Genomic DNA, 16,694 nt, shown 5'->3' on the forward strand with positions numbered 1-16,694 from the left:
CTGTTCGAAGCGGTTGGGCTCTTTCACTTGTGCGCGGCGTCAGTCAGGAATCGGGTGGGAGACACCGTCGCACAGGCATAATTTCCGGAAATCGACACCGGAGATTTACCATGAGCATCCAGTTCAAAGCCTTGCCGACCGGAGCCGTGCGCGCCCTCCAGCGGGGAGGTCCCGATGCCTACGACCGCACCCCGGAGCACCGGATCTCCGATGGCGACGGCGTACCCTGCAGGCACTGCATGAAGAATGTCGCCGCAGGCAAAGGCTACCTGATCGTGGCTTACCGGCCGTTCCCGCAACTGCAACCTTATGCCGAAACCGGCCCGATCTTCCTCCACGCCGAGGAATGCGAGCGCGCCGCCGAGGGCGATGCCCTGCCGGAGATGCTCGAAAGCAGCGACTATATCGTCAGGGGCTATGGCGAGGACGATCGCATCGTCTATGGCAGCGGCGCCGTCACGCCGGCCGGCGAGATTGCCGCCCGGGCGCGGACGCTGTTTGGGCGCGACGACATCGCCTACATCCATGTCCGCTCGGCCCGGAACAATTGCTATCAATGCCGCATCGAGCGGGCATGACCCGAAAAAGAAGCCCGCCGATGGTCGGGCGGGCCGTTGGAGGGTCTGACAGAAGCTGTCGGCCAGTGCTGTCCGGGCCGGACTTGTCCGACCCGCCAGGCTCAGGCCGCCAGTAACGGTCCGTCTCTAGGCGTCTTTCTTGTCGAGCGAATGTGAAGCATTTCCACAAGACGCATATTGGCGGAAGGCGAGAGAAGGCGCATTTCAAGACTGTCGTATTCCCGTCGCACTACTGCGCTAAAAAGCAGTTGTTGATGATTTGTCGACCGCGGATGGACCGGCGGCAGATCGCGACATTCGAGGAAGCGGGGCTTTTGCTCCGCTTTTTTGTTGCCCGGTTTTCTTGGCGTGACCAGTTTGCGCGCAAGAAAAAGCCCGCCGGAATGACCCGGCGGGCGACTGAAGGAAATCTCGGCGAATTTATCAGGCGGCAAGAACCGCCTTCGGTTCGACCATTTCGTAGCCGAGCGCTTCGGCGACGGCGCGGTTGGTGATCTTGCCCTTATGGACATTGAGGCCGTTGCGCAGGTGATGGTCGTCGACCAGCGCCTTGAGGCCTTTGTCGGCGAGTTGCAAGCCGTAATGCAGCGTCGCGTTGTTGAGCGCGTGCGCCGAAGTCACCGGCACGGCGCCGGGCATGTTGGCGACGCAATAGTGGATCACGCCGTCGACCTCATAGGTCGGATCGGCATGCGTCGTGGCATGCGAGGTCTCGAAGCACCCGCCCTGGTCGATCGCGACGTCGACCAGCACCGAGCCCTTCTTCATGCCGGAGAGCATTTCGCGGGTGACGAGCTTGGGCGCGGCGGCACCCGGGATCAGCACGGCGCCGATGACGACGTCGGCCGAGAAGCACTCCTCTTCCAGCGCTTCGACGGTCGAGTAACGCGTATGCACGCGGCCGCCAAAAATGTCGTCGAGCTGGCGCAGGCGCGGGATCGAGCGGTCGATGATGGTGACATCTGCGCCGAGGCCGGCCGCCATCTTGGCCGCATGCAGGCCGACGACGCCGCCACCGAGCACGGTGACCTTGCCAGGCAGCACGCCGGGCACGCCGCCGAGCAGCACGCCGCGGCCGCCATTGGCCTTCTGCAGCGCAGTCGCGCCGGCCTGGATCGAAAGGCGGCCGGCGACTTCCGACATCGGCGCGAGCAGCGGCAGGCCGCCGCGATCGTCTGTCACGGTCTCATAAGCGACCGCGGTCACGCCCGAGCCAAGAAGACCCTTGGTCTGCTCCGGATCGGGAGCGAGATGCAGATAGGTGTAGAGGATCTGGCCGTCGCGCAGTTGGACCCATTCGTTGGGCTGCGGCTCCTTGACCTTGACGATCATGTCCGACTTGGCGAACACGTCGGCGGCGGTCTTGGCGATGGTCGCGCCGGCGGCGCGGTAGGCGTTGTCGTCGGCGCCGATACCGGCGCCAGCACCTGTCTCGACCAGCACTTCGTGGCCATGCGCGACATATTCGCGGACCGAGCCGGGCGTCAAGCCGACGCGATATTCATGGTTCTTGATTTCCTTGGGGCAGCCGACACGCATCTTTCTTCTCCTGTCCGCGCCCTTCAAGGGGCGCTCTCCCTGTCATCGGTGCATGCCACCGGCTCCAAGTTCGGAGGTGGACACGCAGTAACCGCAGTCAATCACGAATCGTTCCGTATGTGTTTGCGAATGCGCTTGCGGCAACGGTCGCTCTTCGATAATCGTTGCGAAAAATCACTAGAAATTCGCAGGAACCACGAAAAATGCCGCTCGACAGGATCGATATCGCTATTCTGGAGACTTTGCAGAAGGATGGGCGGATACCCAACGCGGCGCTTGCCGAGAAAGTCGGGCTGTCGCAGTCGGCCTGTTCGCGCCGGCTCGACAATCTGGAAAAAACCGGGACCATCCGCGGCTATCACGCCAGGCTGTCCAATTCCGCGCTCGGCCACCAGATGACGGCGATCGTGCACATATCGCTGTCAGGGCAATTCGAAAAGACGCTGTCGGATTTCGAGGCGGCGATCAAGCGCTGTCCGAACGTGCTCTCCTGCCATCTGATGTCGGGCGAATATGACTACATCCTGCGTATCGCGGCGAAGGATCTCGTCGACTATGAACGTATTCACAAGGAATGGCTGTCGGCCATGCCGCATGTCACGAAGATCAACTCATCCTTCGCGCTGCGCGAGATCGTCGATCGCACGGCGGTCGGGCTGCGGCCGGAGATGGCTTAAGCGCTAGCCTCCGTAACCACAGTCGTCATCGGAATGTCGTGCGGCTGCGGGTAGATGGTCGGAATGCGCTGCAGTTCGTAACCGACGCCGACGACGAGCGGCCTGAACGGCATGGCGGCCAGCGTGCGGTCGAAGAAACCGCCGCCATAGCCCAGCCGATAGTTGCCGGGATCGATGCCGACGATCGGCGAAATCACGATGTCGGGCAGCACCGGATCGCCTTCGGCAGGGATCGGAATGTTCCAGACGCCCTTTTCCAGCCGGTCGCCCGGTCTATAGGCGCGAAACACCAGCGGCTGTCCCTTCTCGATGACGACAGGCAGCGCGGTGCGGCCACCACGATCGTTGATCGAGGCCATCCAGCCACGCAGATCCGGCTCGCCGCGAAACGGCCAGTAGAGGCTGACCATCCGGCCGGCTATGTCTCCGATCAGCGCGTCGAGGCCGTCCCCGATGCGCGCAGACATGGCCGCGCGCGCATCGGCCGAGACGGCAAGGCGGGCGCCGATGAGCCGCTCGCGCTCGGCCTTGCGCCAGCGTCTGACATCCGTCCAGTCGGAGAGCGGCTCCCGGTATTCCGGGTCGAGTTCGTGCATGAAGCAGGGCGGCGAGGCGTATTGCGCCGGCCCTTCGTCGTCACGGTTGTCAGCCATGCTTGGCTCCTGTCGATTTGTTTCACGCTATACTCATGGCTCTGCGGCCGCATGTGCATTCACGACGCCGCGCGACGACTCCCGGGTATGGTTATTGCCCGATCAACATTGTTGCAGCGCACAAAAATACTTACATCACGGGTGACGGTTACACTTGGCGAGACGGAATGAAATGAGCGAAGACGAGCATAAGGTCGTTGTCGTCGGCGCCGGGTTCGGCGGCCTCGAGCTCACCCGCGCGCTGTCTGGTGCACCCGTGCGCATCACCATGATCGACAAACGCAACCACCATCTTTTCCAGCCGCTGCTCTACCAGGTGGCGACGACGTCGCTTGCGACCTCGGAGGTTGCCTGGCCGATCCGTCATCTGCTGCGCAAGCGCAAGGACGTGACGACGCTTCTCGGCAATGTCACCGGCGTCGACCGCGCCGGCAAACGCGTGTTGCTCGAAGACGGCAGCTCGGTTCCTTACGACACGCTGGTGCTCGCCACCGGCGCACGCCACGCCTATTTCGGCCATGACGAATGGGAGCCGTTCGCGCCGGGTCTGAAGACGCTTGAGGACGCCACGACGATCCGGCGACGCATCCTGCTGGCTTTCGAGCAGGCGGAGCGCGAAACTGACCCGGACAAGCGCCAGGCGCTGCTGACGCTGGTCATTGTCGGCGGCGGGCCGACCGGCGTCGAACTCGCCGGCACGATTGTCGAGCTCGCGCATGACACGCTGCGCGGCGAATTCCGCAGCATCGACACCCGAAAGGCGCGCGTCGTGCTGATCGAGGCCGGCGACCGGATCCTGGCCAATTTCGCGCCGCAGCTGTCCGACTATGCCCGCAAGGCGCTGGAACGGCTCGGCGTCACCGTCGAGCTCGGGCGTCCGGTTACCAAGCTTGATGCCGAAGGCGTCGTCTTCGGCGACAGGCGCCTGCCGGCAAGGACGATCATCTGGGCGGCCGGCGTCGCAGCTTCGCCGGCGGCTGAGTGGCTGGCTGTGCCGGCCGATCGGGCGGGCAGGGTGCTGGTCGAGCCCGACCTCACGGTTCCAGGCAGTCCCGACATTTTCGTCATCGGCGACACCGCGCATGTATTGCGGCCGGATGGCAAGCCGGTGCCGGGCGTGGCGCCCTCAGCGAAGCAGGAGGGCAAGCATGTGGCCGCGACGATCAAGGCGCGGCTGGCCGGCGATAATGCACCGCGTCCTTTCCGCTACAAACATGCCGGCGACCTGGCGACGATCGGCAAGCGCGCGGCCGCCATCGATTTCGGTTGGATCAAGCTCACCGGCTGGCTCGCCTGGTGGCTCTGGGGCATAGCGCACATCTATTTCCTGATCGACTTCCGCAACCGCCTGGCGGTCTCGCTTAGCTGGCTATGGATATATCTTACAGGCCAGCGCAGCGCGCGGCTGATCACGCAGGGCGACGACGACAATAACAACTGATACCCTGGCCGTCGCCTGCCGGCAGCGGAGATGCCCGATGGCCGATCGCGGTTTCATTCCGTCGCGTCACGAGCGTGGCTTCGCGCTCACGACGCGTACGCGCCGCTGGCCGAAGCCGCCAAGCAAAAAGCGGTGAACTGGAACAACTGCCGTCGCTCCCCCTCTGGTTCCGCAATTTCACATGCGATAGTTTTAGCCATGCGCTATGTGATCGTCATCGCCGCCATCGCATTCTTTCTGATATGGGATGGCCTTTACAACCATGGCCGCTACCTCGACGTGACCGTACGGGAAGTGTCACGCATCGTGCGCTACGTCACCGGGTAAGGTCTCGCCGCTTTCGCATCGCGGCGCGACATCGTTGCCGGTTGACGCCCAGGCCTCGCTCCCACAGAAACACCGCTGAACCGAAGACCAGGGAGGCTGGCTTGATCCGGCACATCGTTTTCTTCAGCGTGCGACGCAGGGAAGATGTCGAGGCTGTGCGCTCGGGCCTGCTGGCGCTCGGCAAGATTCCGCACTCGAAGCATTTCGAGGTGACGCTCAACACCAAGGTCGATCTGTTCTCCAACGCGATCGATGTCGTCGTCTATGCCGAGTTCGAGGACGAGGCGGCGCTTGCCGCTTACAAGGCGCATCCGATCTATGCGGATACGACCAGCAAGGTGAAGCCGCTGCGCGAACTGCGCTATTCGGCGGATGTCGTGGCCGCGGCCTGAAGCGGCAGAGCACGTTCCGTCGGTCCGCCGCTCTTGAACAGCCGGCCGGAATGGGGCACACCGCGCCGGCATGATCAAAAGCTCCGCCCATCCGCTCGACCACCTCGTGCTGCCTACCGGAAGCCTCGATGCCGCGCGCTCGCGTCTGGCCTCGCTCGGCTTTGTCGTCGCGCCCACGGGCATCCACCCCTTCGGCACGGAAAATGCCTGCGTCCTTTTCGCCGACGGCACCTATCTCGAGCCGCTGGCGGTGGGAAATGAACAGACGGCAGGAGAAGCGATCGCGGCCGGCAATGTCTTCATAGCGCGCGACCGCCTTTATCGCGAGCGGTTGGGCGAGGAGGGTTTTTCCGCCGTCGTACTTGGAACCGGCAATGCCGATGCCGACCATATGCGCTTTGTCGAAGCCGGCCTGTCGGCCGGCGACATGCTTGGTTTCTCACGCGCCTTCACCGACGCGAACGGAAAGAGCGATACGGCGTCTTTCAAGCTGGCCTTCGCGGTCGCCAAGGAGGCGTCGGACGCCTTCCTCTTCGCCTGCGAGCGCGTCAACGCGCCGAAGATCGATCGCACGGCGCTCCAGGCGCATGCCAATGGCGTGACCGGCATCGTCGAAGTGGTTGCGGTCAGTGACGCGCCTTCCGCGCAGATCGGGCTGATCTCCATCGCCGCCGGCGCGAGCGCCGACGACCTTGGGGCGGGCGACGCGGTGCGGCTGCCGAACGCGATCCTGAGCGTCGTCACGCCTGAAACCTACGCGCGGCGCTTCGGCCTGGCGGCCAAGCCGTCGTCGCATTTCCGGTTTGAGGCGGTTGTTTTCGAGGTCCGCGACAAAGCTCCAGCTATACGCGCGCTTGCGGCCGGCGCTGTCGATCACAACATGAGCGGCAATGACGTCATCGTTCCGCCGGCGCCCGGGCAGGGCGCCGCCTTCATCTTCCGGGAGATCCCATGAGCAAGCCCCTGGCGCCCAATTCATCGGTAACCGTCGGCAAGGTGGTCTTTGCCAATAATGCGCCGCTGTCGCTGATCGCCGGCCCGTGCCAGCTTGAATCGCGCCAGCATGCTTTCGACATGGCCGGCGCGCTGAAGGAACTGACGGAACGTCTGGGCATCGGCCTCGTCTACAAGACCAGCTACGACAAGGCCAACCGCACCTCGCTGTCGGCGACGCGCGGCACCGGCCTCGACGCGGCGATGCCGATCTTCGACGATCTCCGCAAGGAGTTTGGGCTCCCGGTGCTGACCGACGTCCACACGGAGGAGCAGTGCGCGATCGTCGCGCCGCATGTCGATGTCCTGCAGATCCCGGCTTTCCTTTCGCGCCAGACCGACATGCTGGTCGCCGCCGCCAGGACCGGCAAGGTCATCAATGTGAAGAAGGGCCAGTTCCTGGCGCCTTGGGACATGAAGAACGTCGTCGCCAAGATCACCGGTTCCGGCAATCCGAACGTGCTGACCACCGAGCGCGGTGTCTCGTTCGGCTACAACACGCTGGTCTCGGACATGCGCGCGTTGCCGGTCATGGCCGAGATCGGCGCCCCGGTGATTTTTGACGCCACCCATTCCGTCCAGCAGCCGGGTGGGCAGGGTGGTTCGTCGGGCGGTGAACGGCGCTTCGTCGCGACGCTCGCGCGCGCGGCCGTTGCCGTCGGCGTCGCCGGCGTCTTCATCGAAACCCACCAGGATCCGGACAACTCGACGTCTTCGGATGGCCCCAACATGGTGCCGCTCAAGGACATGCCGGCGCTGCTGGAAAAGCTGATGGCCTTCGACCGGATCGCCAAGGGACACTGATTCTAGCGGCCGACCTGATCCTGCGCCGGCTTGTGGTTGCATTGAGCCGGCGCTACGCTGGTTTTCGTAACTGAGCGTCTTGGCAGGAGGAAGCCATGTCCGTTGCCCGCGTCACCGAAATCACGTCGTCGTCCAAGAAGAGCTTTCAGGATGCCATCGAGAAGGGCATCGCGCGCGCCGCAAAGACCCTGAAGAACGTCGAGGGCGCCTGGATCCAGGACCAGAAGATCGTCGTCGAGGACGGCAAGATCGCGGCCTACCGCGTCAACATGAAGGTCACCTTCATTCTCACCGACAGCTGAGCCGCAAGCCGGAACTTTCGTCCGAGCCCCTCATTGTCAACATATCGCAACGACAAAGAGGAGCACCACCATGACCACCCCGTCCGGGCACACCGAAGCCATTGCCGCCTCGCGCGTCATTGGCACGTCTGTCTACAATACCGAAGGCAAGAGCATCGGCAGCATCGAGGACGTGATGCTCGACAAGATGTCGAACGGCATCATGTTCGCCGTGATCGGCTTCGGCGGCTTCCTCGGCATGGGCGAGAAGTACCACGCGGTTCCGTGGGCGACGCTCGATTATGACGAGGATCGGGGCGGCTACGTCGTCCCGTTCACCAAGGAGCAGCTACAGGCCGCACCGGCATATTCGATCAAGGAACTGACCGGCGCCGACGGCGAAGCCGCTCGCGATGCCTCATTCCAGTACTACCACGTGGAGCCCTATTGGCATTGATCGCTTGATCGGCACACGGAAATCGAAAGGCTCCCGGCAGGCCGGGAGCCTTTCAGCTTGGCGCTATTGCGCCGCTTGGAGGGTGGACAGCTCTACCGAACTCTGCTGGGGTTTCTGATCGTCGCATGACGTCAGGAACGCCGCCGCGATCAGGAATAAACTCACGATACCGCTCAACTGGGACATGGCGAAACTCCTCCTGTTTCGCCCCGCGCGAACGCGACCATAGACGAGACCGTCGCGCGATGGGCATGACTTATGATGACAAAAATTTGCGCTTCGTGAATCCGGCCCGCGGCAATAATTGCGGCGCCGCCGATTGCCTTTTGCGCCGCTTTGGCTAAGAGGGGCGCGACGCTTCAATCGATCAATCGGGGACATCGCAAATGACCGCCATCATCGACATTGTCGGGCGTGAAATCCTGGACAGCCGTGGCAATCCGACCGTCGAGGTCGACGTGGTGCTGGAAGATGGCTCGATGGGCCGCGCCGCGGTGCCGTCGGGCGCATCGACCGGCGCGCATGAGGCGGTTGAGCTGCGGGACGGCGGGCCTCGCTATCTCGGCAAGGGCGTTCAGCGCGCCGTCGAAGCGGTGAACGGCGAGCTGTTCGAGGCGATCGGCGGCATGGAAGCCGAGAACCAGATCCATATCGACCAGACGATGATCGAGCTCGACGGGACGCCGAACAAGAGCCGCCTCGGCGCCAATGCCATCCTCGGCGTGTCGTTGGCGGTCGCCAAGGCCGCGGCGGAAGCCGCTGGCCTGCCGCTCTACCGTTATGTCGGTGGCACCAAGGCGCACATCTTGCCGGTGCCGATGATGAACATCATCAATGGCGGCGCGCATGCCGACAATCCGATCGATTTCCAGGAATTCATGATCCTGCCGATTGGCGCGCCGACGCTGCGCGACGGCGTGCGCTGGGGCTCGGAGATTTTCCACACGCTGCGCAAGAAGCTCAAGGATGCCGGCCACAACACCAATGTCGGCGACGAGGGCGGCTTCGCTCCCAACCTGAAGAGCGCGCCTTCGGCGCTCGATTTCATCATGGAATCGATCGAGAAGGCCGGCTTCAAGCCTGGTGAGGACGTGGCCCTAGGTCTCGATTGCGCGGCGACCGAGTTCTTCAAGGACGGCAACTACGTCTATGAGGGCGAGAAGAAGACCCGCGATCCGAAGGCGCAGGCCAAGTACCTAGCCAAGCTCGCCGCCGACTATCCGATCATCACCATCGAGGACGGCCTTGCCGAGGACGATTGGGAAGGCTGGAAGATCCTCACCGACCTGATCGGCAAAAAGACCCAGCTCGTCGGTGACGATCTCTTCGTCACCAACACGGCGCGGCTGCGCGACGGCATCCGCATGGGCGTCGCCAATTCGATCCTGGTCAAGGTCAACCAGATCGGCTCGCTGACAGAGACCCTCGATGCCGTCGAGACCGCGCACAAGGCCGGCTACACTGCTGTCATGTCGCATCGCTCGGGCGAGACAGAAGATTCGACCATCGCCGACCTCGCGGTCGCCACCAATTGCGGGCAGATCAAGACCGGCTCCCTGTCGCGCTCGGACCGCACCGCCAAATACAACCAGCTCATCCGCATCGAGGAAGAGCTCGGCAAGCAGGCGCGCTATGCCGGCAAGTCGGTGGTCAAGGGCTGATCCAGCCCGTTCGAACAGTCTGAAAAGGGCGGGTCATTCCCGCCCTTTTTCGTTTCGGCGAACCTCGATAAGGCCGCCCGTAACCGTCCATTAAGCACAATCGGGCGAAATACGACTCATGGCCGCTCGCGTTCGCGGCCGCGAGGGTTCGGGTCATGTGGACACGTCAGCACAAGCAGAGAAACACCGGCAGGCTGATCATCCCTTCGCTTTGCGTGCTCTTCCTGGCCTATTTCGGCTTCCATGCCTATCACGGCGAATTCGGCATCTATTCCAAATATCGGCTGCAGGCCCGGGCGGTTCAATTGCAGGCCCAGCTTGACGCCGTGAAGGCGCGCCGGATCGATTTCGAGCGTCGTGTCCAGTTGATGCATGAAGGCACGCTGGAGAAGGATATGCTTGACGAGCAGGCCCGAAAGGCGCTCAATCTGTCTCATCCTGACGAAATCACCATCATGCTGCCCGCCTCGACGAAATAACCGAATTTCGGTTAATCGTCTTTATTTTCAATGATTCTAATCGCTTAGATGCATGCCAGCCATGCATTTTTCAGCATGGCGCAATGCATTCTTGCGTGTTAGCCTCTCGCAAATCGGTGGGGAGACGATCGATCTCCCTGAATGTCCGCGAAGAGACGCCAACAGGGAGTGACGCATGGCCACCGCCGCCAAAAAAGCGCCCGCCAAATCCAGATCCGAAAAACAGCCCAATCTGTCAGCGCCCAAGCCGGCCGATTTCACCAAGGAAGAAGAGCTCTCCGCCTACCGGCACATGCTTTTGATCCGCCGCTTCGAGGAGAAGGCCGGCCAGCTCTACGGCATGGGCTTCATCGGCGGCTTCTGCCACCTCTATATCGGCCAGGAGGCCGTCGTCACCGGCATGAAGATGGCGCTGGTCGAAGGCGACCAGATGATCACCGCCTATCGCGACCATGGCCACATGCTGGCGATGGAGCTGTCGCCGCGCGGCGTCATGGCCGAGCTCACCGGCCGCCGCGGCGGCCTGTCGAAGGGCAAAGGCGGCTCCATGCATATGTTCTCCAAGGAGAAGCATTTCTATGGCGGCCATGGCATCGTCGGCGCGCAGGTGTCGCTCGGCACCGGGCTCGCCTTCGCCAACCGCTACCGCGAAAACAAGAACGTTTCGCTGACCTATTTCGGCGACGGCGCCGCCAACCAGGGCCAGGTCTATGAAAGCTTCAACATGGCCTCGCTGTGGAAGCTGCCGGTGATCTACATCATCGAGAACAACCGCTACGCCATGGGCACGTCCGTGTCGCGCTCGTCGGCCGAGACCGACTTCTCGCATCGCGGCGCTTCCTTCAAGATCCCGGGCATCCAGGTCGACGGCATGGACGTCCGCGCCGTGAAGTCGGCGGCCGATATGGCCACCGAATGGTGCCGGTCCGGCAACGGTCCGCTCATCCTTGAGATGCAGACCTACCGCTATCGCGGCCATTCGATGTCCGACCCGGCAAAATACCGCTCCAAGGAGGAAGTGCAGAAGATGCGCTCCGAGCATGACCCGATCGAGCAGGTCCGGGTGCGGCTGCTCGACAAGAAGTGGGCAAGCGAGGACGAGCTCAAGACCATCGACAAGGAAGTCCGCGACATCGTCGCCGACGCCGCCGAATTCGCCCAGAACGACGCCGAGCCGGATCCGTCCGAGCTCTGGACCGACATCGTACTCTAAGGAGAGGGCAAGGACATGCCGATCGAAATTCTCATGCCCGCGCTCTCGCCGACGATGGAAGAGGGCAATCTTTCCAAATGGCTGAAGAACGAAGGCGACAAGATCGTCGCCGGTGACGTCATCGCCGAGATCGAGACCGACAAGGCGACGATGGAAGTCGAAGCCGTCGACGAAGGCACGCTGGCCAAGATCGTGGTTCCCGCCGGCAGCGAAGGCGTCAAGGTCAACGCGGTGATCGCCGTGCTTGCCGTCGACGGCGAGGACGTCGACAAGGCCGGTGAAGGCATCGGCGAAGAAGAGCCCGCCAAGGCCGAAAAAGCCGCACCGGCGCCCGCGCCCGCCGCGGCCAAGAGCGACGCCGCTACACCGGTGGCCGCCGCGCCGAAGGCGGAGATCGCCGCCGATCCGGATATTCCCGCCGGCACCGAGATGGTTTCCACCACGGTGCGCGAGGCGCTGCGTGACGCGATGGCCGAGGAAATGCGCCGCGACGGCGATGTCTTCGTCATGGGCGAGGAGGTCGCCGAATACCAGGGCGCCTATAAGATCACGCAAGGCCTGCTGCAGGAGTTCGGGCCGCGCCGCGTCGTCGACACGCCGATCACCGAGCATGGCTTTGCCGGCGTCGGCGTCGGCGCGGCGATGGCCGGGTTGAAGCCGATCGTCGAATTCATGACCTTCAACTTCGCCATGCAGGCGATCGACCAGATCATCAACTCGGCCGCCAAGACGCTTTATATGTCCGGCGGCCAGATGGGCGCGCCGATCGTGTTTCGCGGTCCCAACGGCGCGGCGGCCCGCGTCGCCGCGCAGCACTCGCAGTGCTATGCCGCCTGGTACAGCCATATCCCCGGCCTGAAAGTGGTGATGCCTTACACGGCCGCCGACGCCAAGGGTTTGCTCAAGGCGGCGATCCGCGATCCAAACCCTGTCATCTTCCTCGAGAACGAGATCCTCTACGGCCATTCCTTCGATGTGCCGAAGCTTGATGACTTCGTGCTGCCGATCGGCAAGGCACGTGTCCACAAGCAGGGCAAGGACGTCACGCTCGTCTCCTTCGGCATCGGCATGACCTATGCGGTCAAGGCGGAAGCCGAACTGCGCGGCATGGGCATCGATGCCGAGATCATCGATTTGAGAACAATCCGCCCGCTCGACTTCGACACGATCATCGCTTCGGTGAAGAAGACCAACCGGCTGGTGGTGGTGGAAGAAGGTTATCCGCAGAACTCGGTCGGCGACCACATCGCCAGCCAGGTCTCGCAGCGCGCCTTCGACTTCCTCGATGCGCCGGTGATCACCATTGCCGGCAAGGACGTGCCGATGCCTTATGCGGCGAACCTCGAGAAGCTGGCACTGCCAAACGTCGGCGAAGTCATCGAGGCGGTCAAAGCCGTCACTTATCGCTGAGCCGGTCGGGAGGACATCATGCCAATCAACATCACCATGCCGGCGCTCTCGCCCACCATGGAAGAGGGCAATCTTTCCAAGTGGCTGGTCAAGGAAGGCGATAAGGTTTCGCCCGGCGACGTGATCGCCGAAATCGAAACCGACAAGGCGACGATGGAAGTCGAAGCCGTCGATGAAGGCACCGTCGCCAAGCTGGTGGTTCCGGCCGGCACCGAAGGCGTCAAGGTCAACGCGCTGATCGCCATTCTGGCTGGTGAAGGCGAGGATGCCGCGGCCGCTGCCAAGAGCGGCGGCAGCGCCGCGCCAAAGGCCGAAGCGCCGAAGGCGGACGCCCCGAAAGCCGAAACGCCCAAGGAAGCACCCAAGCCGGCAGCAGCCGCGGCGGCGTCCGCTCCAGCGAAGGCCGAGCCTGCTCCCGTCGCCAACGGCCACGCCGCCGGTGATCGCGTCTTCGCATCGCCGCTGGCCCGCCGCATCGCCAAGGATGCCGGCGTCGATGTAACGGCATTGACCGGCTCCGGCCCGCATGGCCGCGTGGTGAAGGTCGACGTCGAGGCGGCGATCGCTTCCGGCGGCGCCCAGGCCGCACCGGCCGCGAAGGCGCCCGCCGGCGCCCCATCCGCTCCGGCCCCAGCTACCAAGCCGATGTCGGATGACCAGGTGCTGAAGCTGTTCGCCGAAGGCTCCTACGAGCTTGTGCCGCATGACAACATGCGCAAGACGATTGCGCGCCGCCTGGTCGAGGCGAAGTCCACCATCCCGCATTTCTACCTGACGCTCGATTGCGAGCTCGATGCGCTCCTGGCGCTGCGCACGCAGTTGAATGCGGCAGCGCCGATGAGGAAGACCGACAAGGGCGAGGCGCCGGCCTACAAGCTCTCCGTCAACGACATGGTCATCAAGGCGATGGCGATGGCGCTGATGGCGGTGCCGGACGCCAATGCGTCGTGGACCGAGAGCGCCATGGTCAAGCACAAGCACGCCGATGTCGGCGTTGCGGTGTCGATCCCCGGCGGCCTGATCACGCCGATCATCCGGCATGCGGATGAAAAGACGCTGTCGGTGATCTCCAACGAGATGAAGGACTTGGCGAGCCGCGCCAGGAGCCGCAAGTTGAAGCCGGAAGAGTATCAGGGCGGCACCACCGCTGTTTCCAATCTCGGCATGTTCGGCATCAAGGACTTTGCCGCGGTCATCAACCCGCCGCATGCGACGATTTTGGCGGTCGGCGCCGGCGAGGAGCGGGCGGTGGTGAAGAAGGGCGAGATCAGAATAGCCACAGTGATGTCGGTGACGCTCTCGACCGATCATCGCGCCGTCGACGGCGCGCTTGGAGCGGAACTGCTCGGCGCGTTCAAGCGCTTGATCGAAAACCCGATGGGCATGCTGGTGTAAGAAGGGAAAAGGCGGTGCGGAAATTCTTCACCAGCCTTTTCGCCTTGATCATTTTCAATCCCGACGGCGAACTCTTCGCACGACGGCGCGTCAGGCGCTCGCAGCCAGGTTTTGGCAGGGGTGGGGCATCAGCATGAAGACAATCCTGTGCTATGGCGACTCCCTGACCTGGGGCTATGATGCCGCCAGCCTCGGCCGCCATCCGCTGGCAGACCGCTGGCCGAGCGTGCTTGGGGCTGAGTTCGGCGACGACGTCGAGGTCATCGCCGAAGGCCTCAACGGCCGTACCACGGCCTTCGACGACCATCTGGCCGGCGCCGACCGCAATGGCGCCCGCGTCCTGCCGACGGTCCTGACCAGCCACGCGCCGCTTGATCTCGTCATCATCATGCTCGGCTCCAACGATATGAAGCCCTGGATCCATGGCAATCCGGTCGCCGCCAAGCAGGGCATGCAGCGCCTGATCGATATCGTGCGCGGCCACGACTATCCGTTCGACTGGGATACGCCGCAGATCCTGATCGTCGCGCCGCCGGCGGTAACGCGCACCGACAATGCCGAATTCAAGGAAATGTTCGCCGGCGGCGACGACGCCTCCAAGCGGCTGGCACCGCAATATTCGGCACTTGCCGACGAGGCCGGCTGCGGCTTCTTCGACGCCGGCGCCGTCGCCACCACCACGCCGCTCGACGGCGTCCATCTCGATGCGGAAAACACGCGACGGATCGGCCACGCTCTGGCGCCGCTCGTGCGCATTATGCTCTCACTCTAACCCTTAGAAAGATCAGGGAGAAAACCCGTGGCTGAATCCTACGACGTCATCATCATCGGCTCAGGCCCAGGCGGCTATGTCACGGCGGTGCGTTCCGCCCAGCTCGGCTTCAAGACGGCGATCGTCGAGCGTGAGCATCTTGGCGGCATCTGCCTGAACTGGGGCTGCATCCCGACCAAGGCGCTGCTGCGCTCGGCCGAGATCATGCATTATTCCGACCACCTCAAGGACTACGGCCTGAAGCTCGAAGGCGGCAAGGTCAGCCCCGACACATCAGCCGTGGTCGACCGATCGCGAAAAGTGTCGCTCAGGCTGAACACCGGCGTCGGCTTCCTGATGAAGAAGAACAAGGTCGACGTCATCTGGGGCGAGGCGAAGCTTTCGAATGCTCCTGCCGGTGACAAGCCGGGCGAGGTCGTCGTTTCGAAGACCGCGAAGAAGGCGATGGAGCCGCAGCCGCCGGTGCCGAAAGGCGTCAAGGGCGAAGGCACCTACACTGCCAAGCACATTATTCTCGCGACCGGCGCAAGGCCGCGCGCGCTGCCCGGCATCGAGCCGGACGGCAAGCTGATCTGGACCTATTTCGAGGCCATGGTGCCGAAGGAAATGCCGAAATCGCTGCTGGTGATGGGCTCGGGCGCCATCGGCATCGAATTCGCTTCCTTCTACCGCACCATGGGCGCCGATGTGACGGTGGTCGAACTGCTGCCGGCGGTGATGCCGGTCGAGGACGCCGAGGTCTCGAAATTCGCGCAGAAGCAGTTCGAGAAGCAGGGGATGAAGATACTCCTTGAGGCCAAGGTGACCAAGGTCGAAAAGGGCGCCAATTCGGTCACCGCGCATGTCGAGATGAAGGACGGCAAGGTCGAGAAGATCACCGCCGACCGGATGATCTCTGCCGTCGGCGTGCAGGGCAACATCGAAAATCTTGGCCTGGAAGCGCTCGGAGTGAAGACGGACCGCGGCTGCGTCGTCGTCGATGGCTACGGCAAGACCAATGTGCCCGGCGTCTACGCCATCGGCGACGTCGCCGGACCGCCGATGCTTGCCCACAAGGCCGAGCATGAAGGCGTCGTCTGCATCGAGAAAATAGCCAATTTCCCGGGCGTGCATGCCATCGACAAGCTGAAGATCCCCGGCTGCACCTATTGCAGCCCGCAGGTTGCGTCCGTCGGGCTGACGGAAGCCAAGGCCAAGGCTGAAGGCAAGGATATCCGCGTCGGCCGCTTCCCCTTCAGCGCCAACGGCAAGGCCATCGCGCTCGGCGAGGACCAGGGCTTCGTAAAGACCATCTTTGACAAGAAGACGGGCCAGCTTCTCGGCGCGCATATGGTCGGCGCCGAGGTGACCGAGCTCATCCAGGGTTTTGTCGTGGCGATGAACCTGGAGACCACCGAGGAAGAGCTTATGCACACGATCTTCCCGCATCCGACGCTGTCGGAGATGATGAAGGAGAGCGTGCTCGACGCCTATGGCCGCGCTTTGAACGCATGACAAGTCACCAACCAGTGACAGATCACCAATCGGTGATAGACGGAGAATCCGTGTTAAATTGGTTGGGCGAGACTCACACGCGGCAGCCGGAGAAAGCTGACAGCAAGGCAGTTCCTATCCGGATGCAT

20 protein-coding genes are annotated in these 16,694 nt (G+C 63.2%); 16 read left to right on the plus strand and 4 right to left on the minus strand.

The genetic code is table 11. The annotated features are described in order from the left end of the window. The first annotated feature begins 110 nt into the window (after positions 1–110). Entirely contained in the window at positions 111–578 is a 468-nt protein-coding gene (locus tag FJ957_RS06545) for a DUF1203 domain-containing protein (protein ID WP_140829786.1), read from the plus strand. A gap of 101 nt (positions 579–679) precedes the next feature. On the opposite strand, the gene FJ957_RS06550 is transcribed toward FJ957_RS06545, so the two are convergent. After that, positions 680–1,012 carry a hypothetical protein gene (locus FJ957_RS06550; protein ID WP_140829790.1) on the minus strand — a complete coding sequence of 111 codons (333 nt, stop codon included), beginning with the start codon at positions 1,010–1,012 and terminating at the stop codon, positions 680–682. Next, positions 1,002–2,117 carry an alanine dehydrogenase gene (gene ald / locus FJ957_RS06555; RefSeq protein ID WP_040982961.1) on the minus strand — a complete coding sequence of 372 codons (1,116 nt, stop codon included), beginning with the start codon at positions 2,115–2,117 and terminating at the stop codon, positions 1,002–1,004. Before ald ends, FJ957_RS06550 begins: the two co-directional genes overlap by 11 nt. Before the next feature lie 203 nt (positions 2,118–2,320). Here ald and FJ957_RS06560 point away from each other — a divergent pair, with 203 nt between their 5' ends. Next, positions 2,321–2,794: an Lrp/AsnC family transcriptional regulator gene (locus FJ957_RS06560; protein WP_140829793.1), complete on the plus strand. Its 474-nt coding sequence runs from the start codon at positions 2,321–2,323 to the stop codon at positions 2,792–2,794. On the opposite strand, the gene FJ957_RS06565 is transcribed toward FJ957_RS06560, so the two are convergent. Continuing rightward, a complete protein-coding gene (locus FJ957_RS06565) occupies positions 2,791–3,447 on the minus strand; it encodes a 5-formyltetrahydrofolate cyclo-ligase (RefSeq protein ID WP_140829795.1) in 657 nt (218 codons plus the stop codon). The genes FJ957_RS06560 and FJ957_RS06565 overlap by 4 nt on opposite strands. 172 nt (positions 3,448–3,619) lie before the next feature. Here FJ957_RS06565 and FJ957_RS06570 point away from each other — a divergent pair, with 172 nt between their 5' ends. The 7 genes from FJ957_RS06570 (at position 3,620) to FJ957_RS06600 (ending at position 8,142) form a co-directional block, all read left to right on the plus strand. Continuing rightward, complete coding sequence (locus FJ957_RS06570; protein WP_140829797.1) at positions 3,620–4,888, plus strand: NAD(P)/FAD-dependent oxidoreductase; 1,269 nt, start codon at positions 3,620–3,622, stop codon at positions 4,886–4,888. A gap of 30 nt (positions 4,889–4,918) precedes the next feature. Continuing rightward, a complete protein-coding gene (locus tag FJ957_RS06575) occupies positions 4,919–5,215 on the plus strand; it encodes a hypothetical protein (protein ID WP_140829799.1) in 297 nt (98 codons plus the stop codon). A gap of 101 nt (positions 5,216–5,316) precedes the next feature. Then, positions 5,317–5,607: a Dabb family protein gene (locus FJ957_RS06580; protein ID WP_140829801.1), complete on the plus strand. Its 291-nt coding sequence runs from the start codon at positions 5,317–5,319 to the stop codon at positions 5,605–5,607. Positions 5,608–5,677: 70 nt separating this feature from the next. Next, positions 5,678–6,562, plus strand: coding sequence for a VOC family protein (locus FJ957_RS06585; RefSeq protein ID WP_140829803.1), 885 nt, complete (start codon positions 5,678–5,680; stop codon positions 6,560–6,562). Next, the gene (kdsA, locus tag FJ957_RS06590; RefSeq protein ID WP_140829805.1) at positions 6,559–7,404 is read left to right on the plus strand and encodes a 3-deoxy-8-phosphooctulonate synthase; all 846 of its coding nucleotides are present in this window, start codon (positions 6,559–6,561) and stop codon (positions 7,402–7,404) included. The genes FJ957_RS06585 and kdsA overlap by 4 nt, the downstream gene beginning before the upstream one ends. A gap of 95 nt (positions 7,405–7,499) precedes the next feature. Next, positions 7,500–7,706 carry a dodecin family protein gene (locus FJ957_RS06595; protein ID WP_073986887.1) on the plus strand — a complete coding sequence of 69 codons (207 nt, stop codon included), beginning with the start codon at positions 7,500–7,502 and terminating at the stop codon, positions 7,704–7,706. 70 nt (positions 7,707–7,776) lie between these two features. Continuing rightward, positions 7,777–8,142: a PRC-barrel domain-containing protein gene (locus FJ957_RS06600; RefSeq protein WP_140829807.1), complete on the plus strand. Its 366-nt coding sequence runs from the start codon at positions 7,777–7,779 to the stop codon at positions 8,140–8,142. Positions 8,143–8,205: 63 nt separating this feature from the next. Here FJ957_RS06600 and FJ957_RS32420 read toward each other — a convergent pair whose 3' ends face one another. Further along, positions 8,206–8,328, minus strand: a complete 123-nt coding sequence (locus FJ957_RS32420; RefSeq protein ID WP_280952541.1) for a hypothetical protein — start codon at positions 8,326–8,328, stop codon at positions 8,206–8,208. A 200-nt stretch (positions 8,329–8,528) separates the two neighbouring features. Between FJ957_RS32420 and eno the strand changes: the two genes are divergently transcribed. The 7 genes from eno to lpdA all read left to right on the plus strand — a co-directional run bounded on the left by eno (position 8,529) and on the right by lpdA (position 16,566). Continuing rightward, complete coding sequence (gene eno, locus FJ957_RS06605; RefSeq protein WP_140829809.1) at positions 8,529–9,803, plus strand: phosphopyruvate hydratase; 1,275 nt, start codon at positions 8,529–8,531, stop codon at positions 9,801–9,803. A 155-nt stretch (positions 9,804–9,958) separates the two neighbouring features. Next, positions 9,959–10,282: a septum formation initiator family protein gene (locus FJ957_RS06610; RefSeq protein ID WP_140829811.1), complete on the plus strand. Its 324-nt coding sequence runs from the start codon at positions 9,959–9,961 to the stop codon at positions 10,280–10,282. Positions 10,283–10,457: 175 nt separating this feature from the next. Next, on the plus strand, positions 10,458–11,495 hold the full coding sequence (gene pdhA, locus FJ957_RS06615) for a pyruvate dehydrogenase (acetyl-transferring) E1 component subunit alpha (RefSeq protein ID WP_140829813.1): 1,038 nt from the start codon (positions 10,458–10,460) through the stop codon (positions 11,493–11,495). 15 nt (positions 11,496–11,510) lie between these two features. Beyond that, positions 11,511–12,905: a pyruvate dehydrogenase complex E1 component subunit beta gene (locus tag FJ957_RS06620; protein ID WP_140829816.1), complete on the plus strand. Its 1,395-nt coding sequence runs from the start codon at positions 11,511–11,513 to the stop codon at positions 12,903–12,905. Between the two features lie 18 nt (positions 12,906–12,923). Then, complete coding sequence (locus tag FJ957_RS06625; protein WP_140829818.1) at positions 12,924–14,300, plus strand: pyruvate dehydrogenase complex dihydrolipoamide acetyltransferase; 1,377 nt, start codon at positions 12,924–12,926, stop codon at positions 14,298–14,300. A 133-nt stretch (positions 14,301–14,433) separates the two neighbouring features. Then, positions 14,434–15,072 (plus strand): SGNH/GDSL hydrolase family protein, encoded by a 639-nt coding sequence (locus FJ957_RS06630; protein WP_140829821.1) that lies wholly within the window; start codon positions 14,434–14,436, stop codon positions 15,070–15,072. A gap of 27 nt (positions 15,073–15,099) precedes the next feature. Further along, a complete protein-coding gene (lpdA, locus tag FJ957_RS06635) occupies positions 15,100–16,566 on the plus strand; it encodes a dihydrolipoyl dehydrogenase (RefSeq protein WP_140829826.1) in 1,467 nt (488 codons plus the stop codon). The last annotated feature ends 128 nt before the right edge of the window (positions 16,567–16,694 follow it).

The organism is Mesorhizobium sp. B2-4-6, assembly GCF_006442775.1.
Classification (GTDB): Bacteria; Pseudomonadota; Alphaproteobacteria; order Rhizobiales; family Rhizobiaceae; genus Mesorhizobium.